This window comes from Martelella sp. FOR1707 (genome assembly GCF_053484265.1).
The window spans coordinates 1-25050 of the sequence record NZ_JBAKFP010000008.1 but is presented as its reverse complement, the minus strand read 5'-3'; the positions used below and the strand labels follow the sequence as shown (position 1 = coordinate 25050).

Below are 25050 nucleotides of genomic sequence, written 5' to 3'. Positions count from 1 at the left end.
TTGTCGTCACTTGACCTGATCACCATCGGCCGGTCGTCGGTCGATCTTTATGGCGCGCAGGTTGGCGGGCGACTGGAGGATATGGCCTCCTTCAACAAATATATCGGCGGCTCGCCCACGAACATCGCGGCCGGCACGGCGCGTCTCGGCCTCAAAGCCGGTCTGCTGACCCGCGTCGGCGACGAGCATATGGGCCGCTTCATCCGCGAGCAGCTTGTGCGCGAGGGCGTCGATGTGCGCGGTGTGAAGACCGATCCGGAGCGGCTGACGGCGCTGGTGCTGCTCGGCATCCGCGACCAGGAACAGTTTCCGCTGATCTTCTACCGCGAAAACTGCGCCGACATGGCGCTGTCGGAAGACGATATCGATCCGGCCTATATTGCCGAGGCGCGCTGCGTCTGCGCCACCGGCACACATCTTTCCCACCCCCGCACCGAGGCCGCCGTGCTGAAGGCGCTCAGGCTGGCGCGCGAAAACGGCGCGCGGACCGCGCTCGACATCGATTACCGCCCCAACCTCTGGGGCCTCGCCGGTCATGGCGCGGGCGAAAGCCGCTATATTGAATCCGAGGCCGTCACCGCCAAGCTGCAATCCACGCTCGGCCTGTTCGATCTGATTGTCGGCACGGAAGAGGAATTCCACATCGCCGGCGGCAGCACCGACACGCTTGCGGCGCTGAAGGCCGTGCGGAAGGTTTCGAAGGCGACGCTGGTCTGCAAACGCGGGCCGATGGGCGCGGTGGTATTCGAAGGCGAAATCCCTGCAAGCCTCGATGACGGCCAGACCGGCGAGGGCTTTCCGATCGAGGTGTTCAATGTGCTCGGCGCCGGCGACGGTTTCATGTCCGGCCTGCTGAAGGGCTGGTTGACCGGCGAGGACTGGCCGACCAGCCTGAAATACGCCAATGCCTGCGGGGCCTTCGCCGTCTCGCGCCACGGCTGCACGCCGGCTTACCCGAGCTGGGAGGAGCTGCAGTATTTCTTTCGCACCGGCATTCGCGACAAGGCGTTGCGCAAGGACAAGGCGCTGGAGCAGGTGCACTGGTCGACAAACCGCACCGGCGAGTGGCCGGAAATGCGCGTCTTCGCCTTCGACCACCGCATCCAGCTTGAGGAAATGGCGGACGAGGCGGGCGTTGCGCATGACAGGCTCGGCCCGTTCAAGGAACTCTGCCTGAAGGCCGCGCTTCGGGTCGCCGATGGCCGGCCGGGTTACGGCATTCTCTGCGATGGCCGGCTGGGGCGTGATGCGCTCTATGCCGCCACCGGCACGGGGCTCTGGATCGGCCGTCCGGTGGAACTGCCCGGTTCGCGCCCGCTTGAGACCGAGGCCGAGATCGGTCCGGATTTCGGCGGGCTCGGCGAGTGGCCAGTCGACAATGTGGTCAAGGTGCTCTGCTTCTATCACCCGGATGATGACGCCGCCATGCGGGCCGACCAGGAGGCGACCGTTTCGCGCCTGTTTTCCGCCGCGCGCCGCAACGGGCTGGAATTCCTGCTGGAGGTGATCCCGTCCAAGGTCGCCCCAATCGATGACGACACGACGGCCGCCATCATCAACCGCTTCTATGAGATCGGCGTCTATCCCGACTGGTGGAAGCTGGAGCCGATGAAATCGGCAGAGGCCTGGGAAAAGGCCTGTTCCGCAATCACCGGCCATGACCCCTATGTGCGCGGCATTGTCGTGCTGGGGCTCGATGCGCCGGCTGCCGAACTGGAGGAAAGCTTCGCCACGGCGGCAAAATTCGACCTGGTCAAGGGCTTTGCCGTCGGCCGCACGATATTCGGAGAAACCGCGCGCAAGTGGCTTGCGGGCCGCATTGACGATGAGACGGCGATTGCCGAAATGACCGAGAAATACCGCAGTCTCGCCGCAGTCTGGGACCGCGCGCGCAAGGAGAATGCAGCATGAAAACCATCCGGCTTACAGCGGCGCAGGCAACGGTGCGCTATCTCGCAAACCAGTATAACGAGGATGGCGAACCCTTTATCGCCGGCGTCTGGGCGATCTTCGGCCACGGCAATGTCGCAGGGCTCGGCGAGGCGCTTTACGGCCTGCGCGACACGCTGCCGACCTATCGCGGCCAGAACGAGCAGACCATGGCCCATGCCGCGATCGCCTATGCCAAGCAGCTGCGCCGCCGGCGCGCGATGGCGGTCACCTCCTCCATCGGTCCGGGCGCGCTCAACATGGTCACGGCCGCAGCCCTTGCCCATGTCAACCGCCTGCCGGTGCTGTTGCTGCCGAGCGATGTGTTCGCCAATCGCGGCCCCGACCCGGTGCTCCAGCAGCTTGAGGACTTCGGCGACGGCACCATGACCGTCAATGACTGCTTCCGTCCGGTGAGCCGCTATTTCGACCGCATCATGCGGCCCGAACAGCTGATCACGGCCTTGCCGCGCGCCATGCGGGTGCTGACCGATCCGGCCGAATGCGGCCCGGTGACGCTGTCGATCTGCCAGGACGTGCAGGCCGAAGCCTATGATTTCCCCGAAAAGCTGTTCGAGAAGAAGGTCTGGCGCCAGCGCCGGCCAGAGCCGGACGCGGCCGAGTTCGAAGCCGCCGTCGCGGCCATTCAGGCGGCCAGCAATCCGGTGATCGTTGCCGGCGGCGGGGTGCATTTTTCCGGCGCGACCGAGACGCTCACGGCATTCGCCGAGCGGCATTGCATTCCCGTGGTCGAGACGCAGGCCGGCAAATCCGCGCTTGCCTGGGATCATGACCTGAATTTCGGCGCGGTCGGCGTCACCGGGACGGCAAGCGCCAATGCTGTTGCCGAAAAGGCCGATCTGGTGATCGGCGTCGGCACGCGGTTCCAGGATTTCACCACCGGCTCGTGGTCGCTGTTCAGCAATCCCGAACGCCGGATCCTGGCGCTTAACGTGCAGCCCTTCGACAGCGCCAAGCACGATGCCATCCCGCTGGTGGCCGATGCCCGCGTAGGGCTCGAAAAGCTGAGCGCGGCGCTGGGCGAAAAACGCTTCGCCGAGCCCGATGCCACGTTGAAGGCCGAATGGTTTGCGAAGGCCGACGCCTATACGGCGAAGCCCGAGGACACCAATGCTCTGCCGACCGACATGCAGGTGATCGGCTCCGTCCAGCGCGCCGCGCGCGACAATACGGTGGTGATGTGCGCCGCCGGCACCATGCCGGGCGAGCTGCATCAGCTGTGGAAGGCGAAATTGCCGCTCTCCTACCACATGGAATACGGCTTCTCGACCATGGGTTACGAGATCGCCGGCGGGCTTGGCATCAAGATGGCGGAGCCGGAGCGCGACGTGGTCGTCATGGTCGGCGACGGCTCCTACATGATGGCGAATTCCGAACTCGCAAGCGCCGTCGCCATGGGCGTCAAGATCACCGTCGTGATCACGGACAATCGCGGCTATGGCTGCATCAACAGGCTGCAGATGGCGACCGGCGGGGCCGAGTTCAACAATCTCTATGCCCATGCCAACCACGAAAACCCGATCGCCATCGATTTCGCCGCCCATGCCGCGGCGATGGGCGCGAACGCCACCAAGGTCGCCTCGATCGCCGAGCTTGACGAGGCGCTGGCAGCGGCGCGCGAAGCGAGCGCGGTGAACGTGATCGTCATTGACACCGATCCCTATCCGACGCCGGATGAAGGCGGCCACTGGTGGGATGTGGCGGTGCCGGAAGTCTCCGAACGGAGCGAAGTCAACGAAGCGCGCGCCGGCTATGAAGCCGCGCTCAAGAAGAGAAGCTGAGCATGATCCTTTATGGCACAAATCCGATTGCCTGGACCAATGACGACGACCGCAGTCTCGGCGCCCATATCAGCCTTGAGCAATGCCTGGACGAGACCGCCAAGATCGGCTTCGACGGCATCGAGAAGGGCCACAAGTTTCCGCAGGACCCCGAGGGCCTGAAGGCGGTGCTGGAGCCGCGCGGCCTGAGATACGTCTCCGGCTGGCATTCGCTCAACCTGCTCACGCATTCGGTCGAAGACGAGAAGAAGGCAATGCAGCCGGCGCTCGACCTCCTGAAGGCGATGGGCGCGAAGGTCATCATCGTCTGCGAGACCTCGAACGCGATCCACGGCGATGACGGCAAACCCGTCAACGACCGGCCGAAGCTTGCCGACGGCGAGTGGGCCGCGTTCTGCGCGGGCGTCGAGGCGCTGGCGCAATATGCCGCCGATCAGGGCATCGCGCTGGTCTACCATCATCATATGGGCACGATCGTCGAGACCGAGGACGAGATCGACCTTCTGATGGAAAACACCGGGCCGGCGACGAAGCTTCTGCTCGATACCGGCCATTGCCTGTTCGGCGGCGGCGATCCGGAACGGCTTGCCGCAAAACATATGGCCCGCGTTGGCCATATCCACGCTAAGAATGTGCGGCCCGCGATTGCCGAGCAGGTGCGCGGCGAAAATCTCTCCTTCCTTGAAGGCGTGCGACGCGGCGTGTTTACCGTGCCGGGTGATGCCGAGGGCGGTGTCGATTTCGAACCCGTGCTGAAGATCGCGGCCAAGGCCGGCTATCAGGGCTGGCTGGTGATCGAGGCGGAGCAGGATCCGGATGTGCGCAATCCGTTCGAATATCAGTCGCTCGGCCTGAAAAGCCTGAAGGCGATGGCGAAGGCCGCGGGTCTCGACACTGCGGGCTGATGCAGGCGAAAGACGAAAGGGAAAGCACGCGATGAGCAATCTTCTCAGAAAACCGACCGCCGCCACCGGCAAGGTGCATGATATCACGCCGGAAACCGCGAACTGGGGCTATGTCGGCTTCGGGCTTTACCGCCTGAAGCCCGGCGAGAGCGCAAGCGAGCATACCGGTGATACCGAGGTGATCCTGGTGCTTGTCGAGGGCAAGGCCGAAATTGGCTCTGGCGAGGTCTCGTTCGGCGAGCTCGGCGAGCGGATGAGCGTGTTCGAGCGCCTGCCGCCGCATTGCGTCTACATTCCCGCAGGCGCCGAATGGTCGGCCACCGCCACCACCGATTGCACGCTTGCCGTTTGCACCGCCCCGGCAAAACCCGGCCGTGAAGCGCAGGTGATCGGCCCGGAAGGCATTGCGCTGACCGAACGCGGCAAGGGCGCCAACACCCGTTACATCTATCCGATCGCGATGGAAGAGCGCGATGTCGCCGACAGCCTGCTGGTGACGGAGGTGTTCACGCCCTCCGGCAACTGGTCATCCTATCCGCCGCATCGCCACGACGAGGATCGCTTTCCCGACATGACCTATCTGGAGGAAAGCTATTACCACCGGCTGAACCCCGCCCAAGGCTTTGCCTTCCAGCGGGTGTTCACCGAGGATGGTTCGCTGGACGAGACCATGGCGGTATCGGATGGCGACGTGGTGCTGGTGCCGAAGGGCCACCACCCTTGCGGCGCGCCCTATGGCTATGAGCTCTACTATCTCAACGTCATGGCCGGGCCGCTGCGCAAGTGGCGATTCGAAAACCATCCGGATCACGACTGGATCTATCAGCGCGACGCCAAGTCCGGCTGAATTTGGCCCCCTTCTGGAAGGCGATCGGCGACGTTTTTAGGGTGGATTTTGCCGAACCGCGCCGCCGTTTTCAGGGCTGAAGTTCCCCGGTGGTTCATTACCTTACGCCTCGCGTCAAAAAAATGTCGCGGGGCGCTTGCCGAAGCAGGCAGGCTGTTTTATAGAGCAGCCGCTGGTCACGGAGTGTAGCGCAGCCTGGTAGCGCACCTCGTTCGGGACGAGGGGGTCGCAAGTTCGAATCTTGCCACTCCGACCATCGCAATTTCCCGAAAAAAATCCTGAAAGTTTAGGCCTTGAGGCCGCTATTCGACTTGGCGCAGAGGGCGGAAGCTCATGCGGTGAAGCGGGCAGGGGCCGGTGTCGATGATTGCCGCGCGATGGACCGCTGTGCCATAGCCGACATGGCCGTCGAACCCGTAGGCGGGATAGATGGTCGCGGCCTGCGCCATCATCCGGTCGCGGGTGACCTTGGCGATGATCGAGGCGGCGGCGATCGACAGCGAGCGGGCATCGCCCTTGATCACGGCCTGCGAGCGGCACGGGATTCCGGGCGGTTGATCGCGGCCATCGGCAAGCACCATGGCCGGCGGCAGCGCCAGGCCCAGCACCGCGCGGCGCATCGCATCGAGCGAGGCCCGCAATATATTGACCCGGTCGATCCGGCCGGGACTGCTGGAGGCGACCGATACCAGCGCCGAATCGAAGATCGCCTCGAACAGCGCCTCGCGGGCCTTTGCCGTGAGCTTCTTCGAATCGTTGAGGCCTGCGGGAATATTCTCCGGATCGAGGATCACGGCGGCCGCCACCACCGGGCCGGCAAGCGGGCCACGGCCCGCCTCGTCGCAACCGGCGACGGGCCAGAGCCCGCGCAAACGCGCCGCGCTTTCCAGAGAAAAATCGGGCACCGCCGGCGGCAAATCGAAAAGGGCAGGAGAATCGGAAGGAAGCGCGGATGACATGGTGTCATTTCACACCGCCTTCCGATCTCCCGCAAGTCCCCTTCGGAGCAATTCTGAAAACTGCTCATGTGCGGCAGTGAAGGGGACCTCTTCGGCCGGGTCCAAGGGCTTTCCCGGCCGGAAAGGGATCAGAACAGGTTGAGCTGCGCCCCGCCGCCATCGGGCGGGGTGAACAGGTCTTCCCTCAGCGCCATGCTGCGGCGGGTGAGCTTCAGCCGTTTGACGGCCATTTCGAATCGGCGGGCAATCTGCCAGGCATAGGGCCCGCTGCCTTTCATCCGCTTGCCGAATTCGGCGTCATAATCCTTACCGCCGCGCATCGAGCGGATCAGGCTCATCACATGGCGATAGCGGTCGGGGTGATGCTCCAGCAGCCAGTCCTTGAACAGCGGCGCGACCTCAAGCGGCAGGCGCAGCAGAATATAGCTCGCCTCGCTCGCCCCGGCGGCAGCACCGCTGTCGAGAATGCGCTCCAGTTCGTGATCCGTCAGCACCGGTATGATCGGCGCCACGGAGATGCCGACGGGAATGCCGGCGCCGGCAAGCGCGCGGATCGTCTCCAGCCGGCGCGGGGGCGTGGCGGCGCGCGGCTCCATGCTGCGGGCAAGCTTGCGGTCGAGCGTGGTCACCGACATCGAAACCTTGACCAGATGCTTTTCCGCCATTTGCGACAGGATATCGATATCGCGCAGGATCAGCGCGGATTTGGTGGTGATCGAAACCGGATGATTGGCATCGGCAAGCACCTCCAGCACCTGGCGCATGATCCGCCATTCCTTTTCCACCGGCTGATAGGGATCGGTATTGGTGCCGATCGCGATGGTCTTGGCATGGTAGCCCGGCTTGGAGAGCTCGCGGGCAAGCTGGCGGGGCGCATCGGGCTTGGCGAACAGCCGGGTCTCGAAATCAAGCCCGGCGGACAGTCCCATGAAGCCGTGAGTCGGCCGCGCGAAGCAGTAGATGCAGCCATGCTCGCAGCCGCGATAGGGGTTGATCGAGCGTTCGAACGGCACGTCCGGCGAGGTGTTGCGGGTGATGATCGACTTCACCTTTTCGACCTGCACCTCGGTGGAAAAGGCCGGCAGGTCCTCCTCCAGATGCCAGCCGTCGTCGAAGCGCTCCCGGCTCACCGGTTCGAACCGGCCGGCAGGGTTGGCGGTCGCGGCGCGGCCGCGCCTGCGACCGGTCTCGACCGGCTCGAAATGTCGGGCCGGAGGCGGCGTGAAGCCGGCGATGTCCATATCGAAAGCGTCTTCCATGATCATCTCCCGTCTGTTGCGCCGGCGGATCTTCGTGCCCGTTCGCAACACTGAGGGAAAATATAGGTTAACTTTGAGAACAAAGCAAGAACATATGGCGCGCCTTCCGTTCACATGGGCCTTGGCCCTTGGCAAGAGCCCTGCAAATTGCCTAAATAGCGGCATGTTAAGCGTTCTGATCGAAAGCAGAAATCAGGAAGCCGAGCTTGCGCACACGCTCTCGGCTCTGGTGGCAGGCGCCGTCGAGGGGCTTGTCAGCGATGTCATCGTTCTCGAGCACGGCGCCGGCGAGGGCGTCGAACGCGTGGCTGATGCCGCCGGCTGCCGGTTCATGCGGAGCTGGGATCTGACTGAGGTCATCCGCCAGTCGCGCGGCGACTGGGTGCTCGTGCTGGAGCCGGGCGCGCGGCCGCTTTCCGGCTGGGTCGAATCGGTATCGGAGCATATCGCTCTGGAAACCAGGCCCGCTCGGTTCTCGCGGTCAAAGCGGCATCGCCGTTCGCTCTGGCAAAGGCTTTTCGCGAAACGTTGCCCGTTGGAAGTGGGCGTGCTTCTGCCAAAGCCAATGGCGCTCGAAAAGGCCAGCGCAGGCGGTGATTCGCCCTTCATGCTCGCCCGCCGGCAGATGACGCGGCGGCTTTCCTGCGAGATCATTCCGGCCTGGGCGATGATCCGCACATGAACCGAATCAGGCGCAATGCCGGCACTTACGCGTTCCGCTTCAGGTGCTCATCCAGCCGGGGCATGATTTCCACGAAATTGCAGGGCATGTGGCGGTAGTCGAACTGCTGGGCGATGATCCCGTCCCAGCCATCCTTGCAGGCGCCGGGCGAACCCGGCAGCACGAACACGAAGGTCTTTCCGACAAGCCCGGCGGTTGCGCGCGACTGAACCGTCGAGGTGCCGATCTTCTCGAACGAAATGCGGTGGAAGATCGCGGAAAAGCCGTCCATGCGCTTGTCGAACAGCGGCTCGATCGCCTCCGGCGTCACATCGCGGCCGGTAAAGCCGGTTCCGCCGGTGGTCACCACCACATCGATCCCGTCATCGTCGCACCAGGCTTTTACCGTCTCGGCGATCGCCGCCCGGTCGTCGCCGACGATGCGACGATCGGCCAGAATATGGCCCGCGGTCTCGATCCGCGCGGCCAGCGTGTCCCCCGATCGGTCGTCGGTCAGCGTCCTGCTGTCGGATACGGTGAGCACGGCAAAGCGCACGGGAATGAAGGGGCGGTCGCTCATGCGGCATCTCCTGAGGAAATTGTGGGCGTGGCAATGACAAACCAGTCGGGATAGGCCGCCGCAAGGCGCGTCGCCGCTTTCTCCGCGGTCGCAAGATCGGGGTAAAGGCCGAAACAGGTCGCGCCCGATCCAGACATGCGCACGAGTTCGGCGTCGGTCGCCGAAAGCGCATCGATAACGGCATGGATCACCGGCGCGATCCGGCTTGCGGGAAGCTGGAGATCGTTGCGGGCGCGCTTGATGAGGCCGAGCCAGTCCTCTGCCCGTCGCGGCATGGCGGCGTCGGAGAGGACCGGCGGATTGTCGCGCTGTTCGAGCGCCGCGAAAACGGCTGGCGTCGCCACTTCCTGCAACGGGTTCACGAGCACGAGGAAGAGCGTGGGTAAATCCCTCGCAGGCGTTAACGCCTCGCCGATCCCGCGGGCAAATAGCGGCTTTCCGGCAAGACACATCGGCACGTCGGCGCCGAGCGAAAGCGCGAGCGATGCGGGTATTTCGCCGGGCAGCCGCCAGAACCGCGCAAGGCCCCGCAAGGTTGCGGCGGCATCTGCCGAGCCGCCGCCGATGCCGGAGGCGGGCGGCAAGCGCTTTTCCAGATGGATATGCACAGGCGTCGCCGAAAGCCCTTCTGCCTCGGCATGTTCCCGCAGCAGGTTGCGGGCCTTCAGCACCAGATTGCCGCGATCCGGATCATCACCGCGCGGCACGGCCTCGGCAAACCGGCCGGAAAGCGTGAACCGGTCGGCGTCTGCCGCGGTAAAGGTCAGCCGGTCGCCGAAGGCTGCAAAGGTTACCAGCGTGTCGAGCAGGTGGTAGCCATCGCCGCGCCTGCCGGTGACATGAAGCGCAAGGTTGATCTTGGCGCGGGCCTCGGCCTGCAAGGCCGCGCCGTCGGCCGTGGTCACGGCGTCTTGACGGCGTCTCCGTCTCCCTCTGCCGCCCTGGCGAGAGGCGTCTCGTCATCCTCGATCGTCAGGCCATTGGCGATCTTGTCCTCGATCACCGGCACCTGATCCTCTTCGGGCTCATCGGTAAGCGCTTTTTTCCACTGGTAGATCGCCTCGAGCTTGCGCCCCACCTGCCAGTAGGCGTCGCCGAGATGGTCGTTGATCGTCGGATCGCCGGTATCGAGCACCACCGCGCGCTCAAGCTCACGCACCGCGTCGTCATAGCGTCCGAGCCGGAAATAGGCCCAGCCGAGCGAATCGACGATATAGCCGTCATCGGGGCGCTGATCGACGGCCTGCTGGATCAGGTCGAGCCCCTCCTCCAGATTGATGCCCTGGTCGATCCAGGAGTAGCCGAGATAGTTCAGCACCTGCGGCTGGTTGGGGTAGAGCTCCAGCGCCCGTTTGAAATCGGGCTCGGCTTTGTCCCACTCCTTCAGCCGCTCATAGGCGATGCCCCGGCGGTAGAAAATGCCCCAGTCCTCCGCCGACGCGACCGGACCGATGCGCGCCACCGCCTGGTCCAGCAGATCGGCCATCGCCTGGAAATCCTTTTGCTCCGAATAGACGCCCGACAGCGCCAGATAGGCGCGGCGGTCATCCGGCGCTTCTTCGATCAGCGCGGTCAGGTGGTCGCGCGCCTCGTCAAAGCGATCGAGGCCGGCAAGCGCAAGGCCCTGCTGTAGTTCGGCGAGACGATATTGCGGGGCATCCTCGGGAATGCGCGAGAAATAGCCAAGCGCGCGTTCCGGCTCGTCATTGGCGGCGGCAACCACGCCGCGCAGGTAAAGCACGTCGGAATCATCCGGCGTCAGCGCCTCGGCGAGTGCCAGATAGAGCGTAACAATGTCATCGCTGCCGCCCTGGTTAAGCGCCGCCGCGACTTCGAACAGGGCGCCGCTGGCGCCTTCGGCAGCGGTTTCCGGCAGCGACTGTATGGGCTCGCCGGCCTCGATGCGTTCCCGCACCGGGTTGAGCACAGCCGGGTTGAGGCCGTAAGTCTCCGCCGTCGAGACCGTATCGAGCGCCTTGCGGGTATTGCCGGCTTCGGCCTCGATCGCCGAAAGCGCGATGACGGTCTTCAGCATCGTGTCGGGCGAGGTTGCCGAGCCCTGGCGGTCGAGCAGCGCATCGTTGAAATAGCTGCGCGCCTTGGCGGTGTCGCCGGAAGCGGCAGCGATCGCGCCGGCATTGTAATTGGTGAAGAGATCGTACCAGGGCGGACCGGAAAGCGCGTCGACCGTCTTCAGCGCTTCATCGGGCTTGCCCTCGCCATAAAGCGCCCAGGCTTGAAGCAGGCCGGCAACCAGGTCGTTGAGCGGCGCGCCGCCATAGGCTTCGAAACGGGGAATCGCTTCCGCGAAGCGTCCGTCCTGCAGGGCCGCGAGCCCCAGCGCCAGCTCGCGCACCGGAATAAGTTGCGGTTCGTCGGATGTCTTGTCCGCCTGCGCTTCGGCCGCCTTCAGATCGCCGTTGAAGATCAGGGTGACGAACAGCTGATTGTTGGTGCCGCTGTCATAAGGTTCGTGCTGCAACGCCCGGCGGAAATAGGCGATCGCCCGTTCCAGGTCGTTGTCCACGGCAGCGGTCTGGCCGGCCAGCAACGCCCCGGCAAAACTCAACGCGCCCTGGGCATCATAGGCCGGGTCGTTCACCGTCGCGTCCTTGGCGCCCGCCGTCATCGGCAAGGCGAGCGCTGCGGCAAAAAGCATGGTTTTCAGGCGACGTTTGTTCAGGCTGGTCATCCGCTCCCTTTCATTGACGGTCGGCAGTCCGGGCGGCGCCGGTCGGTCAGTTGATCCGCGCGATGCAGAAGTCGATAACTTCCTCAAGCGCGTGACGGCCTTCGGAATGCGGCAGACCGGACAGTGCCGCTCGCGCCGCCTCACCATAAGATAGGGCACGATCAACGGAATCGGCGAGCGCGCCGTGTTTTTCAAGGAGGAATCGGGCTTTTTCGAGGGCGGCATCGTCGTTCTCGCCACCTTCGATGGCATTGCGCCAGAACGCTTTTTCGTCGTCATTGCCACGCTGATAGGCGAGGATGATCGGCAGCGTCACCTTGCCCTCGCGGAAATCGTCGCCGACATTCTTGCCGAGATCGGCGCTGTCGCCGCCATAATCGAGCACATCGTCAACAAGCTGGAAGGCGATGCCGAGCGCCATGCCGTAGTCCCGCAAGGCCTTGCGGTCGGCATCTGACGCGCCGGCGATGATCGGGCCGACTTCGGCGGCGGCGGCGAACAGTTCCGCCGTCTTGCCGCGGATGACGGCGATATAATCGTCCTCGGTGGTTTCCATCTTCTTGGAAACGGCAAGCTGCAGCACTTCGCCCTCGGCGATCACGGCGGCGGCATCGGAGAGCACAGCGAGCGCGTCCATGGAGCCGGTTTCCACCATCATCCGGAAGGCCTGGCCGAGAAGGAAATCGCCGACCAGAACGCTTGCCTGGTTGCCCCAGATCATCCGGGCGCTGGACTTGCCACGTCTCAGATCGCTTTCGTCCACAACGTCGTCGTGCAGCAGCGTGGCAGTGTGCATGAATTCGACGCTGGTTGCCAGCCGGATATGGTGCTCGCCGCGATAGCCGAACAGGGCGGCGGTCGCGAGCGTCAGCATCGGCCGCAGCCGTTTGCCGCCGGAGGAAATCAGGTGATTGGCGACTTCCGGAATCATTTCGACATCGGAGCCCGCCTTCGACAGGATCAGCGCGTTGACGCGCTCCATGTCGGAACGGGTCAGGTCCACGATGGGCTTGACCGAGCCGGATGTTTTGTTCTCTTTAACCAGTGGTGCGACGGAACCCAAGTGAGCTCGCTCCTTTTCATGCATTCATGCCGACAATAGGGAGCGGCATAAGCAGCGACAAGGGGCAATGTGCTCCTTTCACGCGAATTTCAGGAGTGATGAATGGCCCTTGTCAATCTGTTGCGGACCAATGACGCCGTGGTGCTGGGCCTAGCCGAAAGCCTCCTGAAGGAAGCCGGAATCCACCATTTCGTGGCGGATCGCTCGATGAGCGTGATGGAGGGTTCGCTCGGTCTTCTGCCGCGCCGGCTGATGGTCGAGGAAAGTGCTAAGGCGGAAGCCCGTGCTCTGCTGGTCGATGCCGGGCTCGGCAGGGAACTGGAGCCGGAATGACGGCCGAGGTTTTCACCGTCGATGCGTTTCATCGCGGTCGGTTCCATCTCGTGCAACCAAAGGGAAGGGGACACCGCGCCGGGATGGACGCGATGCTGCTCGCCGCGATGGTCGAACCGAAGGCCGCAAGGGGCGGGCAGGGGCTCCGAGTGGCCGATCTCGGCGCCGGGGCCGGGGCTGCCGGATTTGCCGTTGCAGCCCGCATTCCCGAGGCCGAGGTCTCGCTGTTCGAGCTTTCGCCGGAGATGGCGGAATTTGCCCGCCGCTCGCTGGCGCTTGCGGAAAACGCTGCGTTCCATGGTCGTATCGAAGTCTTCGAGGCCGATGTTACGTTGACCGGCGCGCGCCGAAATGCCGCAGGCCTTGCGGACGACGCCTTCGACCACGTCATCATGAACCCGCCCTTCAACGCGGCCGGTGACCGCAAGACGCCGGACCAGCTGAAGCAGGTCGCCCATGCGATGGAGGAGGGGCTGTTTGAGTCGTGGATCCGCACCGCCGGCGCGATCTTGAAACCTAGTGGCCAGCTTTCGCTGATCGCACGACCGCAATCGCTCGCCGAAATCATCGCCGCCTGCGGCAGGCGCTTTGGCGGGATCGAGATTACCCCGGTGCATGCCCGCGCCGGCGAGGACGCTTTCCGTATCCTGGCAAGCGCCATCAAGGGCTCGCGCGCGCGCCTGGCGCTCCGTCCGCCAATCATCATGCATGGCGACGACGGCCACGCCTTCCTGCCCGCGGTCGATGATCTCAACAATGGCCGGGCATGCTACGCGCGGCGCAAGGCGGGCAAAACCGCCTGATTTTCGGGCTTATTCTTCTCATGGGACCTTGTCTTCGGCGGGATTGCGCATACATGCGGTCAATCGAATTGAAACGCAGAGGACGCCATGAAAAACCTGGTCGCCGGGCTTGTTCCCAAGAGGTTCCGCAAGGACAAGACGATCATCCCCGTCGTCCGGCTCGCCGGCACGATCATGGCCAGCGGTTCGCCCGGGCGGCGCAACCTGAACCTCGCCTCGGCGGCGCCTGCGCTTGAAAAGGCGTTTTCGATGAAGCAGGCGCCCTGCGTCGCGATCTCGCTCAATTCGCCCGGCGGTTCTCCCGTTCAGTCGCGCCTGATCTATCAGCGTATCCGCGCGCTTGCCGAGGAAAAGCAGAAGAAGGTGCTGATCTTCGTGGAGGATGTCGCGGCCTCCGGCGGCTACATGATCGCGCTGGCGGGCGACGAGATTTTCGTCGACCCGACCTCGATCGTCGGATCGATCGGCGTTGTCTCCGGCGGCTTCGGCTTTACCGAAATGATCGGCAAGATCGGCGTCGAGCGCCGGGTCTACACCTCGGGCGAGAACAAGGTGATGCTCGACCCCTTCCAGCCCGAAAAGGAAAAGGACGTCGAGTTCCTGAAGGGCTTGCAGAACGAAATCCATCAGGTCTTCATCCAGATGGTGAAGGACAGGCGCGGGGCAAAGCTTGCCGATGATCCGGAGCTGTTTTCCGGCCTGTTCTGGAGCGGCAATGGCGGCGTCGAGCGCGGTCTCGTCGATGGTATCGGCGATATGCGCGCCACGCTCAAAAGCCGCTATGGCGACAAGGTGGAACTGAAACTCGTGACCGGCCCGACCAATTTCCTCGGACGCAAGCTGCCTGGAGTCGTTGCCGGCGAGCTCAACGGTGCGGAAATTGCCGCAGGCTTTGCGTCAGGGCTTGCCGAAACCGCCGAAGAGCGGGCATTATGGGGTCGTTACGGTCTATAGACGACGGAGGAGCATGAAATGGGACGATTGATGTTTCTGGCAGCCATTGCCGGCGGCGGCTACATGCTCTACCGCAAGTTCGTCAACGACGCCGAGGCGCTTTCCGCGCGCGGCGAGCAGAAACGCGCCGAACAGAAAAGCGGCGCCACCGGCACGCTGGTGCAGGACCCGGTGACTGGCGAATATCGGGTGAAGAGCGCGGATTAGCTTGCCGCCAGCCGACATCAAAAGGGACTTGATTTTTTGCGTTTCCGAGCGTCCAATTGCGATTGGAACGAGCTCCTTTGTGACGTCCTCGGATGATCACGTGCCCGCACTTCATGTGCTAGGGAGCCGTTCCACCCTCGCGCTTCTCCCCTCCGCTTAATCCGTTCAAAAGTTGACGTTTTGCAATCCGCTTGCTCCGGCTTTCTTCCCGGTGCTACAGTTTCTCCCTGAGCGGTAACCGGGGATTCGCGCTGAAGACGCGACGCCGTTCAGCCGGAGTAGGGCTGTGCGCCGTTTCAAGGCCTGCTCCTCGCCACAGGGAAGACGCGGCGGCCATCGGCTTTCGCGATTTCCTTTAGGGGAAACCAAGCGAAGGAGAGGGCCATGAGTCTTGGTATCACGATCAGCCTGACGGCGTATTTTCTGCTGATGATCGGCATCGGCATTTACGCCTGGCGCAAATCCACATCGAATTCCGAAGAATATTTGCTCGGCGGTCGACAGCTCTCGCCGGGCGTTGCGGCCCTTTCCGCGGGCGCCTCCGACATGAGCGGATGGCTGCTGATGGGGCTTCCGGGCGCTCTGTTCGTCTCGGGTTTGACCCAGAGCTGGATCGGCATCGGCCTCGTCGTCGGCGCGTTCTTCAACTGGATCATCGTCGCGCCGCGGCTGCGCGAACAGACCGAGCGCTATGACAACAGCCTCACCATCCCCGAATTCCTGTCCAAGCGCTTTCCAAGCAAGGCGCTGTCGCTGAGAAGCGTTTCGGCGATCGTGATCGTGATCTTCTTCTCGGTCTACACCGCATCCGGACTGGTGGCGGGCGGCAAGCTGTTCGATACGGCCTTTCCCGACCTGATTCATATCGGCGGCATGAGCGCCTATCAGACCGGAATTTACCTCACCCTCGGCATCGTGCTGATCTACACCATGGTCGGCGGCTTTCTTGCGGTCAGCCTCACCGACTTCATCCAGGGCTGCATCATGATGCTGGCGCTGGTGATCATGCCGATCGTTGTCCTCATCAAGGCCGGCGGTTTCGGCGTCTCCGAGGCGCGGATGATGAGCGTCGATCCGAACTTCCTGTCGATGTTCCACGGCCTGACCGTGATCGGCTTCCTGTCGGCTGTTGCCTGGGGGCTCGGCTATTTCGGCCAACCGCACATCATCGTGCGCTTCATGGCCGTGCGTTCGGTCAAGGATGTTCCGGCCGCGCGCAATATCGGCATGGCGTGGATGATCATCTCGCTTGGGGGCGCGGTCGGCGTCGGCATTTTCGGGCGTTCCTACACCGTCGGCAACGATATCAACGTTCCCGATCCGGAGACGATCTTCATCATTCTCGCCAATCAGCTCTTCATTCCGCTGATCACCGGCTTCCTGCTGGCCGCGCTGCTGGCGGCGGTGATGAGCACGATCTCTAGCCAGCTTCTGGTGGCGTCGTCCTCGCTCACGGAGGATTTCTATCGGCTGTTCCTGCGTCGCCATGCCAGCGAACGGGAAATCGTCAATATCGGCAGGTTGTTCGTGTTGGCGGTGGCGATCGTCGCTGCTCTCATCGCCCACAATCCCGATTCTGAAGTGCTTGGTCTCGTCTCCCACGCCTGGGCGGGCTTCGGCGCCGCCTTTGGCCCGCTGATCATCCTGTCGCTGACATGGCGCGGCATGTCGGGCGCGGGCGCGGTAGCGGGCCTCGTGGCGGGTGCAGCGACCGTCATCGTCTGGATTTCTCTTGGTCTCGACCAGAGTTTCATGGGCGGCCCAGGCATCTATGAAATCATCCCGGGCTTCATCGTCGCCTGGCTCGCAATCTGGCTGGTCAGCCTGGCAACGCCGACGAAGGATGAGTTCCGCCCGCTTGCGGCGGAATAGGCATCAATCGGGTGGCCGGGCTTAAGCGCGGCCACCCGACCCTTGACCCTTCTCTGCTTTAGTGGCACTCACCGCTCATTCAAGAATGACGGAAACCTTCTGCCATGTCCGAAGCGACGATACCGCCCCATATGCACCCGACCCGCTCCTTTCAGGGGCTGATCCTGACATTGCAGGCCTATTGGGCCGACAAGGGTTGCGCCATCCTGCAGCCCTACGACATGGAAGTCGGCGCCGGTACGCTGCATCCTTCGACCACGCTTCGCGCGCTCGGGCCGAAGCGCTGGAACGTCGCCTATGTCCAGCCCTCGCGCCGCCCGGCCGATGGCCGCTATGGCGAAAACCCGAACCGGCTGCAGCACTATTACCAGTACCAGGTGCTGCTGAAGCCGTCGCCGCCGGACCTGCAGGAACTCTATCTCGGCTCGCTGAAGGCGATCGGGCTCGATCCGTTGCTGCATGACGTTCGCTTTGTGGAGGACGACTGGGAAAACCCGACGACGGGTTCCTGGGGGCTCGGCTGGGAGTGCTGGTGCGACGGCATGGAAGTCTCGCAGTTCACCTATTTTCAGCAGGTCTGCGGCATCGAATGCGCGCCAGTCGCCGGTGAACTGACCTACGGGCTCGAGCGCATCGCCATGTATGTGCAGGGCGTCGACAGCGTCTACGACCTCAATTTCAACGGCCGCGAGGGCGACGAGAAGGTCACCTATGGCGACGTCTTCCTGCAGACCGAGCAGGAATATTCGCGCCACAATTTCGAATACGCCAATACCGAGATGCTGCACCGGCATTTCCTCGATGCCGAAGCCGAATGCAAGGCGCTGCTGGCGGCCGGATCGCCGGGCGAACCGGGCATGCTGCACAAGTGCGTGTTCCCGGCCTATGACCAGTGCATCAAGGCCTCGCACATCTTCAACCTGCTCGATGCCCGCGGCGTGATTTCCGTGACCGAGCGGCAGAGCTATATCCTGCGGGTGCGGACACTGGCCAAAGCCTGCGGCGAGGCCTATCTTCTGACCGATGCCGGGGGCTTTGAAGCCAGGGCGGCCTGAAGGAGGCCATTCGACCGGCGATTGAGCGACCAGAGCGGGAAGGAATACGCATGATCACCCTGATCGTTGTCATCGTCATCATCGGAGCCCTGATCGGCTTCGTCATCTCGCTTTATAACGCCCTGGTGCGCGCTCGCCAGACGGCGGAGGAAGCCTGGTCCGGCATCGACGTGCAGTTGAAGCGCCGCGCCGACCTGATCCCCAATCTGGTGGAAACCGTGAAGGGCTATGCGAGCCACGAACGCGGCACGCTGGAAGAGGTTGTCGAAAAGCGCAACAAGGCCCAGAGCGTCGCAGCCAACGACGTGGCCGGCCGCGCCCAGGCCGAAGGCGAACTCAGCCAGGCGCTCGGCCGGCTGTTCGCGCTTTCGGAAGCCTATCCGGATCTGAAAGCCAACCAAAATTTCGCTGATCTTCAGGCTTCGCTGGAAAAGACCGAAAGCGAAATCCAGATGGCAAGGCGCTATTACAACGGCGCTGCCCGCGACCTGAACATCAAGGTTGAAAGCTTCCCGAGCAACATCATCGCCGGCCAGTTCGGATTCCAGAAGCGCGACTATTTCGAGATCGAGGAACCCGGCGACCGCGCCGTGCCCAACGTCTCGTTCTGACCGTTCGCCGCCGCAACAGGCGGCCTGATGAAAGTGCCTTCGCATGGACAAGCTCACCATCATTCCGCCCGATCGCGCGCTTTCGGGCCATGTCAGCCCGCCCGGATCGAAATCGATCACCAACCGGGCGCTGCTGCTCGCCGGCCTCGCCAAGGGCAAGAGCCGGCTCACCGGCGCGCTGAAAAGCGCCGATACCAAGCACATGGCGAATGCGCTCCGGGCGATGGGCGTTTCCGTGGACGAGCCGGATGAAACCAGCTTTGTGGTCACCGGGTCCGGCCGGCTCGAAGCCCCCTCCGGTCCGCTGTTTCTCGGCAATGCGGGCACGGCGACCCGGTTCCTGACGGCCGCTGCGGCAAGCGTTGATGGCACCGTGATCGTCGATGGCGACGAGCATATGCGCAAGCGCCCGATCGGGCCGCTGGTCGAAGCCTTGCAAAGGCTCGGCATCAAGGCCGAGGCCCCGACCGGCTGCCCGCCGGTGACGATTACCGGCAATGGTCGCTTCGGCTCCGGCCGCATCGAGATCGATGCCGGGCTTTCCAGCCAGTATGTCTCCGCCCTGCTGATGGCAGCACCCCTTGCCCCCGCGCCGGTCACCATTGCGCTGACCGGCACGGAAATCGGCGCGCGCGGCTATATCCGGCTGACGCTCGACGCCATGGCCGCCTTTGGCGCGACCGCCGAACAGGTGGATGAGGCCACCTGGGAAGTGCAGCCCGGCCATTATCAGGCGACCGATTTCCACATCGAGCCGGATGCCTCGGCCGCCACCTATCTGTGGGCCGCCGAGCTTCTGACCGGCGGGAAGATCGATATCGGCACGCGCGCGGAAAGCTTCACCCAGCCGGATGCGAAGTCTTACGCGGTGATGGCCGCCTTCCCGCATATGCCGACTGAAATCGACGGCAGCCAGATGCAGGACGCCGTGCCGACGCTCGCCGTGCTCGCCGCCTTCAACGAGACGCCGGTGCGCTTCACCGGCATCGAGAACCTGCGCGTCAAGGAATGCGATCGCACCCGCGCGCTTTCGCTCGGCCTCAACGCGATCCGCCAAGGCCTTGCCGAGGAGGACGGCGACGACCTGATCGTCCATTCCGATCCGGCCCTTGCCGGCCAGCACCTGCCCGCCGAGATCGACACCTTCGCCGATCATCGCATCGCCATGAGCTTTGCGCTCGCCGGCCTGAAGATCTCCGGCATCACCATTCTGGACCCGCTCTGCGTCGGCAAGACCTATCCCGGTTATTGGGATGCGCTGGCCTCGCTGGGCGTCAAATACGAAACTTGAGGAGAAGCACCATGGCGAACCGGACACTGTCAGTCTCGCGCGAGGTAGCCATGCATTGGGTTTCGAGGATACGGACTGCCTTTGCGGCGGTACTCCCATCAATCTCCCCCCTTGAGGGGGAGATGCCCCGACAGGGGCAGAGAGGGGTGCAGCGAAAGCCGCAAATTCTGAGTCTCGGCGAGAGGGTTTACCCCTCTTTGTCGCGTTCGCGACATCTCCCCCTGAAGGGAGGAGATCGGTGCGCGCGCGGCATCGCCGTGCTTCTCGCCACGCTCCTCCTTGCCGCCGTTCCGGTCCACGCGGCCGAGGTCATCAACAGCTTCACCTCGGACGTCACCGTCGAGAAATCCGGGGTCTACGACGTCACCGAAACCATCGCCGTCCATGCCGAGGGCGACCAGATCAGGCGCGGCATTTTCCGCGATTTTCCGCTGCGCTTTGAAACCGACAGCGGCCGCACCGGCGACGTGACCTTCGACCTCAAATCCGTGACGCTTGACGGTCAGCCGGTGGACCACCACACCGAAAGCATCACCAATGGCATCCGCATCTATATCGGCTCCGCCGACACGGTGCTGCCGCCCGGCAACCACACCTATCAGCTCACCTACGAAACCGATCGGCAGGTGCGCTATTTCGACGACCATGACGAAATTTACTGGAACGCCACCGGCAATTTCTGGGCTTTCCCGATCGAGCAGGCGACCGCGACGATCACGCTGCCGGAGGGCGTGACGCCGACGCGGACCACCTTCTACACCGGCGCCTACGGCTCACGCGAACAGAATGCCCGCGAGACGACCAACGGCAATGTCGTGACCTTCGAGACCACGGCCCCGCTCGGCCCCAAGGAAGGGCTCTCGGTCGTCGTCGCCGTGCCGAAGGGCGCGATCGACGCGCCGACGACGTCGGAAAGCGCGTCGTGGTTTTTGAGCGACTACCGCAATTACTTCATCGGTTTCGGCGGCCTGCTGCTGGTCTTCCTCTATTACCTCCTGTCGTGGCGCAAGGTCGGGCGCGATCCACCGGCCGGCGTCGTGGTGCCGCGCTGGGAACCGCCGGAGGGTCTTTCGCCGGCGCTTGTCGCCTATGTCGAGAACCAGGGCTTCGGCGCGAGCCGTTTCGATGCGATCGCGGCGACCGCGATCGACCTTGCCGTCAAGGGCTTCCTGATCATCGACGAGCCGAAGAAGGGCATGACGCTGAAGCGCACGTCGAAGCCCTACGATCCGGCTTTGCCGGCGGGGCAGAAGGCCTTGCTGAAATCGGTCGATGATGCCGGCGGCGTCTTCATTGTGGACAAGGCGCATGGCTCGAAAGTGTCGTCCATGGCCAGCGCCTTCACCTCGGCGATCACCAGCGAGCATCGCGGCGAGTTCTTTGTCCGCAATATCGGGTATCTCGTGGGCGGCATCGCGCTTTCCGCGCTTGCGGGCCTGTTGCTGCTGGTGTTCGGCACGATATCGAACGCCGTCATTCCGGTGCTGTTCTTCTCGGTGTTCATTTCCGTGTTCATCGGCCTGTTTTCGTCGATGATCGCCAAGTCGTTCCGGCGGCGGGGCCGGTCGATGTCCTCGGCGATCGGCACTCTGGTCGCCGCCGGATTTGTCGGGTTCTTCCTGCTGCAGGCCATCGGCGGCATGGCGGTCACGCTTCTCAGCGACAGTATCGATGCCGCGGATTGGGCAGTGATCGTTGCCTGTGGCGGGCTCGTGCTCACCAACCTGATCTTTGCCTTCATCATGGGCGCGCCGACGACGGCGGGCCGCAAGAAGATGGACGAGATCGCCGGGCTGAAGCAGTATCTGACGCTCGCCGAAGCCAATCGCATGAACATGGCCGGCGCGCCGGAGATGTCGCCGCAGCATTTCGAGACGCTGCTGCCCTATGCGGTGGCGCTCGGCGTCGAAAAGCCGTGGTCGCGCGCCTTCGACAAATGGCTTGTGGCGGCTATCGCGGCTGGCACGGCCAGCTATTATTCACCCTACTGGTATGCCGGCGATTTCCGCCACCAGAACCTCTCCGACCAGATCGGCAGCTTCTCCTCCTCGATGGCGTCCACCATGTCGTCGTCGATGCCGACGCAGAACACCTCGTCCTCCGGCTTTTCGGGCGGCGGCGGGTTTTCCGGCGGCGGCGGCGGTGGTGGCGGCGGTGGCGGCTGGTAGGCCGCTCAGTCGGCCACGCGGGTGAAGAGGATGCCGGACGGCTGTTCGGGGTAGCCGGCTTCCGGCGCGCTGTCCCATATAAGCGGCAGGCGTGCGAACTCGATGCCGTTCCGGTTCTCCCAGACGCTGTCCTTCAGTTCCGTGCCGATTTCGGGAAAGGTGTAGGGCGCGCAGGTTTTGCCCGCCGCATCGCGCGGCACGCCGGTCTGCCAGCCTGTGAGCCCACAGCCGGCGGACTCGGCATTGGCGTTGTAATAGGTCGTGACGTCATCGGAGAGCAGGGTGTAGAGAAACGGGCCCGTTTCCTGCGTAAAGTCGATGCGATCGCCATTTGTCCGGACATCGGTAATGATGCCGCGATAGTCCGCGCGCACCGTCGGGACATCGCAATCATTATGCGCATAGGTCTGCGCGCTGGCCGAAATCACGTTGCCCTCGATTGATACTTCCGCGATCAGCCCGTGGCGGCCGTCTTTGCCGATCTCGAGGCATTCGGTGCGAAAATTACCCTGGGGTAGTAACGGCTCGGCGTAAGCGGCATTGCTTGCCAGAACGACAAGCGGCAAAAGCGACAAGGTGTGCACGTTGGGTTCTCCTGTGTGTCGGCGCAGAATAACGCGCAATTCGGCCCAAAGCGGGCGCAAAAACGGTTCTTTTCCGGCCGCGCTTCGAAAAACCGTATTGCCGGATGACTTTTTTCACGGAGCTTGCTAACACCGCCACACCCAAGTTCCTGACAATGATAGAAGCCCTTTCCGATGCCAGACCTTTTGCTTGAACTTCGCTCAGAGGAAATCCCTGCCAGCATGCAGCGCCGGGCGGCGGGCGAGCTGAAAAAGCGCGTCACCGATGCGCTGGTGGATGCGGGTCTGACCTATGAGGGCGCGCGCGAGTATTTCACGCCGCGCCGGCTGACGCTGGATATTCACGGGCTGACCGCGCGCTCCGCCGATGTGCGCGAGGAGCGCAAGGGCCCGCGCGTCGGCGCGCCGGAGAAGGCGCTCGAAGGGTTTCTGCGCGGCGCGGGGCTTTCCGATATTTCCGAGGCGAAGGTTCAGTCGGACCCGAAGAAGGGCGATTTCTACGTCGCCGTCATCGAAAAGCCTGGCCGTGACGCCGAAGAGATCATCCGCGACGTGATGCCCGGCATCATCCGCAACTTCCCGTGGCCGAAATCGATGCGCTGGGGCGCGGCATCTGCCGAGCCCGGAAGCCTGCGCTGGGTGCGGCCGCTGCAGTCGATCGTGTGCACCTTCGGCACGGAAATCGAGGAGACGAAGGTGATCGATTTCGAGATCGATGGCATCGTCGCCTCCGATGTCACCTATGGCCATCGCTTTCACGCGCCGGAACCCTTCACGGTCAAGCGCTTCTGCGATTACGCCGCCGGGCTGGAGAAGGCCTGCGTGGTGCTCGATGCCGAGCGCCGCAAGGACATCATCCGCGATGACGCCGCCAATCTCGCCTTCGCCAACGGGCTCGACGTGGTCGAGGACGAGGGCCTGCTGGACGAGGTCGCGGGGCTGGTCGAATATCCGCAGGTGCTGCTCGGCGAATTCGAGGAGGCGTTTCTCGAAATTCCCGACGAGATCATTCGGCTGACGATCAAGACCAACCAGAAATGCTTCGTGGTTCGGAAGCATGGCGAGGACAGCCTCACCAACAAATTCATCCTGGTCGCCAATATCGCCGCCACCGACGGCGGCAAGGAAATCCGTTACGGCAATGGCAAGGTCGTGCGCGCGCGTCTCTCCGATGCGCTGCATTTCTGGCATATCGACCAGCGCGACCTGCCGGACCTTGGAACGCTCAAGGCATCAGCCGAGAAATTCGACCTCGACCTGAACAAGCCGCTCGACCAGCGCATGGCCAAGCTCGACGCGCTCAACGTCACCTTCCATGCCAAGCTCGGCAGCCAGGGCGACCGCGTTGCCCGCATCCGGGCGCTGGCCGCCAAACTCGCGCCGATCGTCGGCGCCGATTCGGCAAAAGTCGACCGCGCGGTGGTGCTGGCGAAAGCCGATCTCAGGACCGAGGCCGTCGGTGAATTCCCCGAGCTTCAGGGCGCGATGGGCCGCAAATATGCGATCCTGCAGGGCGAGAGCGAGGATGTCGCGGCAGCCATCGAGGAACACTACAAGCCCCTCGGCCCCTCCGACGTCGTGCCGCGCAACAAGGTCTCGCTGACGGTGGCGCTCGCCGACAAGCTCGACACGCTGACCGGCTTCTGGTCGATCGACGAAAAGCCCACCGGCTCCGGCGACCCCTATGCGCTCCGCCGCGCAGCACTTGGCGTGATCCGCATCATTCTGGAGCGGGGCGTGCGCCTGCCGCTGCTGTCGGTTTTCGATGACCGCGACCTCCTCTCCTTCTTCCACGACCGCTTCAAGGTCTACCTGCGCGACATGGGCGCGCGGCATGACCTGATCGATGCGGTGCTTTCTGCCGATGCCGACGATCTCGAAGTCGTCGCCCGCCGGGTCGAGGCACTGACGAAATTCCTCGATTCCGAGGATGGCCAGAACCTGCTGGCCGGCGAAAAACGCGCGAGCCAGTTGCTGGCGGCGGAAGAAAAGAAGAAGACGCGGGTTGCCGACAAGGTCGATCCGGCGCTGTTCGAGCTGGATGCCGAGAAGGCGCTTCATGCGGCCATCCTCAAGGCCCAGGAACAGGCAAAGGCCGCGTCCGCCAAGGAAGACTATTTCGCCGCCATGGAGGCGCTGTCCGCCCTTCGCGCGCCGGTCGACAGCTTCTTCGAGGATGTGCTGGTCAACGCCGAGGACGAGGCCGTCCGCGCCAACCGCCTGGCGCTGCTCGCCATGATCCGGGAGGCCACCGGCACGGTTGCGGATTTCTCGAAGATTTCGGGGTGAGGTTGTCGGGGCGCTGTGCTTCAGCGCTCTGCCTCGCCTCTCGGCCAAACGCCGGTTGTCCTGATTGCGTTTGCGGCCATCAATCTCCCCCCTTGAGGGGAAGATGTCGCGAAAGCGACAGAGAGGGGTAGTGGGCATAAGCCGCAAGCTCCGAATTTGAGGATAGGGTTCACCCCTCTCTGCCCC

Annotated in this window: 22 protein-coding genes and 1 tRNA gene; 16 read left to right on the top strand and 7 right to left on the bottom strand. The window is 63.7% G+C overall.

Annotated elements, in window-relative coordinates:
• The 5 genes from V6765_RS20030 to V6765_RS20010 all read left to right on the top strand — a co-directional run bounded on the left by V6765_RS20030 (window position 1) and on the right by V6765_RS20010 (window position 5739).
• Window positions 1–1911 (top strand): bifunctional 5-dehydro-2-deoxygluconokinase/5-dehydro-2-deoxyphosphogluconate aldolase, encoded by a 1911-nt coding sequence (locus V6765_RS20030; protein ID WP_448432069.1) that lies wholly within the window; start codon window positions 1–3, stop codon window positions 1909–1911.
• Window positions 1908–3731 (top strand): 3D-(3,5/4)-trihydroxycyclohexane-1,2-dione acylhydrolase (decyclizing), encoded by a 1824-nt coding sequence (iolD, locus tag V6765_RS20025; protein WP_448432067.1) that lies wholly within the window; start codon window positions 1908–1910, stop codon window positions 3729–3731. Before V6765_RS20030 ends, iolD begins: the two co-directional genes overlap by 4 nt.
• Window positions 3732–3733: 2 nt before the next feature.
• A complete protein-coding gene (gene iolE, locus V6765_RS20020; protein WP_448432065.1) occupies window positions 3734–4636 on the top strand; it encodes a myo-inosose-2 dehydratase in 903 nt (300 codons plus the stop codon).
• A gap of 31 nt (window positions 4637–4667) precedes the next feature.
• Window positions 4668–5483, top strand: a complete 816-nt coding sequence (gene iolB, locus V6765_RS20015; RefSeq protein ID WP_448432063.1) for a 5-deoxy-glucuronate isomerase — start codon at window positions 4668–4670, stop codon at window positions 5481–5483.
• A 179-nt stretch (window positions 5484–5662) separates the two neighbouring features.
• Window positions 5663–5739 (top strand) — tRNA-Pro (locus V6765_RS20010).
• A gap of 46 nt (window positions 5740–5785) precedes the next feature.
• Here the strand turns inward: V6765_RS20010 and V6765_RS20005 are convergent.
• A complete protein-coding gene (locus V6765_RS20005; RefSeq protein WP_448432061.1) occupies window positions 5786–6442 on the bottom strand; it encodes a ribonuclease HII in 657 nt (218 codons plus the stop codon).
• A 128-nt stretch (window positions 6443–6570) separates the two neighbouring features.
• The gene (locus tag V6765_RS20000) at window positions 6571–7683 is read right to left on the bottom strand and encodes a PA0069 family radical SAM protein (RefSeq protein ID WP_448432464.1); all 1113 of its coding nucleotides are present in this window, start codon (window positions 7681–7683) and stop codon (window positions 6571–6573) included.
• A 181-nt stretch (window positions 7684–7864) separates the two neighbouring features.
• Between V6765_RS20000 and V6765_RS19995 the strand changes: the two genes are divergently transcribed.
• Window positions 7865–8383 (top strand): glycosyl transferase, encoded by a 519-nt coding sequence (locus V6765_RS19995; RefSeq protein WP_448432059.1) that lies wholly within the window; start codon window positions 7865–7867, stop codon window positions 8381–8383.
• A 25-nt stretch (window positions 8384–8408) separates the two neighbouring features.
• Here V6765_RS19995 and moaB read toward each other — a convergent pair whose 3' ends face one another.
• The 4 genes from moaB to V6765_RS19975 are packed head-to-tail and all read right to left on the bottom strand — an operon-like array spanning window position 8409 to window position 12697.
• Entirely contained in the window at window positions 8409–8942 is a 534-nt protein-coding gene (gene moaB, locus V6765_RS19990) for a molybdenum cofactor biosynthesis protein B (protein WP_448432057.1), read from the bottom strand.
• Complete coding sequence (locus tag V6765_RS19985; RefSeq protein WP_448432055.1) at window positions 8939–9847, bottom strand: 4-(cytidine 5'-diphospho)-2-C-methyl-D-erythritol kinase; 909 nt, start codon at window positions 9845–9847, stop codon at window positions 8939–8941. Before V6765_RS19985 ends, moaB begins: the two co-directional genes overlap by 4 nt.
• Entirely contained in the window at window positions 9844–11634 is a 1791-nt protein-coding gene (locus V6765_RS19980) for a tetratricopeptide repeat protein (RefSeq protein ID WP_448432053.1), read from the bottom strand. Before V6765_RS19980 ends, V6765_RS19985 begins: the two co-directional genes overlap by 4 nt.
• Before the next feature lie 46 nt (window positions 11635–11680).
• Complete coding sequence (locus tag V6765_RS19975) at window positions 11681–12697, bottom strand: polyprenyl synthetase family protein (protein WP_448432051.1); 1017 nt, start codon at window positions 12695–12697, stop codon at window positions 11681–11683.
• A 102-nt stretch (window positions 12698–12799) separates the two neighbouring features.
• Here V6765_RS19975 and V6765_RS19970 point away from each other — a divergent pair, with 102 nt between their 5' ends.
• The 9 genes from V6765_RS19970 to V6765_RS19930 all read left to right on the top strand — a co-directional run bounded on the left by V6765_RS19970 (window position 12800) and on the right by V6765_RS19930 (window position 21991).
• Window positions 12800–13030: a putative signal transducing protein gene (locus V6765_RS19970; RefSeq protein WP_448432049.1), complete on the top strand. Its 231-nt coding sequence runs from the start codon at window positions 12800–12802 to the stop codon at window positions 13028–13030.
• The gene (locus tag V6765_RS19965; protein WP_448432047.1) at window positions 13027–13833 is read left to right on the top strand and encodes a tRNA1(Val) (adenine(37)-N6)-methyltransferase; all 807 of its coding nucleotides are present in this window, start codon (window positions 13027–13029) and stop codon (window positions 13831–13833) included. Before V6765_RS19970 ends, V6765_RS19965 begins: the two co-directional genes overlap by 4 nt.
• 87 nt (window positions 13834–13920) lie before the next feature.
• The gene (locus tag V6765_RS19960; protein WP_448432045.1) at window positions 13921–14787 is read left to right on the top strand and encodes a S49 family peptidase; all 867 of its coding nucleotides are present in this window, start codon (window positions 13921–13923) and stop codon (window positions 14785–14787) included.
• Window positions 14788–14805: 18 nt separating this feature from the next.
• Window positions 14806–14994, top strand: coding sequence for a hypothetical protein (locus V6765_RS19955; protein ID WP_448432043.1), 189 nt, complete (start codon window positions 14806–14808; stop codon window positions 14992–14994).
• 384 nt (window positions 14995–15378) lie between these two features.
• Window positions 15379–16866, top strand: coding sequence for a sodium/proline symporter PutP (gene putP, locus V6765_RS19950; RefSeq protein WP_448432041.1), 1488 nt, complete (start codon window positions 15379–15381; stop codon window positions 16864–16866).
• Window positions 16867–16970: 104 nt separating this feature from the next.
• Complete coding sequence (locus V6765_RS19945; RefSeq protein ID WP_448432039.1) at window positions 16971–17921, top strand: glycine--tRNA ligase subunit alpha; 951 nt, start codon at window positions 16971–16973, stop codon at window positions 17919–17921.
• Between the two features lie 50 nt (window positions 17922–17971).
• Window positions 17972–18532: a LemA family protein gene (locus V6765_RS19940; RefSeq protein ID WP_018062626.1), complete on the top strand. Its 561-nt coding sequence runs from the start codon at window positions 17972–17974 to the stop codon at window positions 18530–18532.
• A 43-nt stretch (window positions 18533–18575) separates the two neighbouring features.
• Window positions 18576–19823, top strand: coding sequence for a 3-phosphoshikimate 1-carboxyvinyltransferase (locus tag V6765_RS19935; protein WP_448432037.1), 1248 nt, complete (start codon window positions 18576–18578; stop codon window positions 19821–19823).
• A 257-nt stretch (window positions 19824–20080) separates the two neighbouring features.
• Window positions 20081–21991 carry a DUF2207 domain-containing protein gene (locus V6765_RS19930; protein WP_448432035.1) on the top strand — a complete coding sequence of 637 codons (1911 nt, stop codon included), beginning with the start codon at window positions 20081–20083 and terminating at the stop codon, window positions 21989–21991.
• A gap of 5 nt (window positions 21992–21996) precedes the next feature.
• On the opposite strand, the gene V6765_RS19925 is transcribed toward V6765_RS19930, so the two are convergent.
• On the bottom strand, window positions 21997–22575 hold the full coding sequence (locus V6765_RS19925) for a hypothetical protein (RefSeq protein ID WP_448432033.1): 579 nt from the start codon (window positions 22573–22575) through the stop codon (window positions 21997–21999).
• Window positions 22576–22749: 174 nt separating this feature from the next.
• Between V6765_RS19925 and glyS the strand changes: the two genes are divergently transcribed.
• Window positions 22750–24864 (top strand): glycine--tRNA ligase subunit beta, encoded by a 2115-nt coding sequence (gene glyS / locus V6765_RS19920; protein WP_448432031.1) that lies wholly within the window; start codon window positions 22750–22752, stop codon window positions 24862–24864.
• The last annotated feature ends 186 nt before the right edge of the window (window positions 24865–25050 follow it).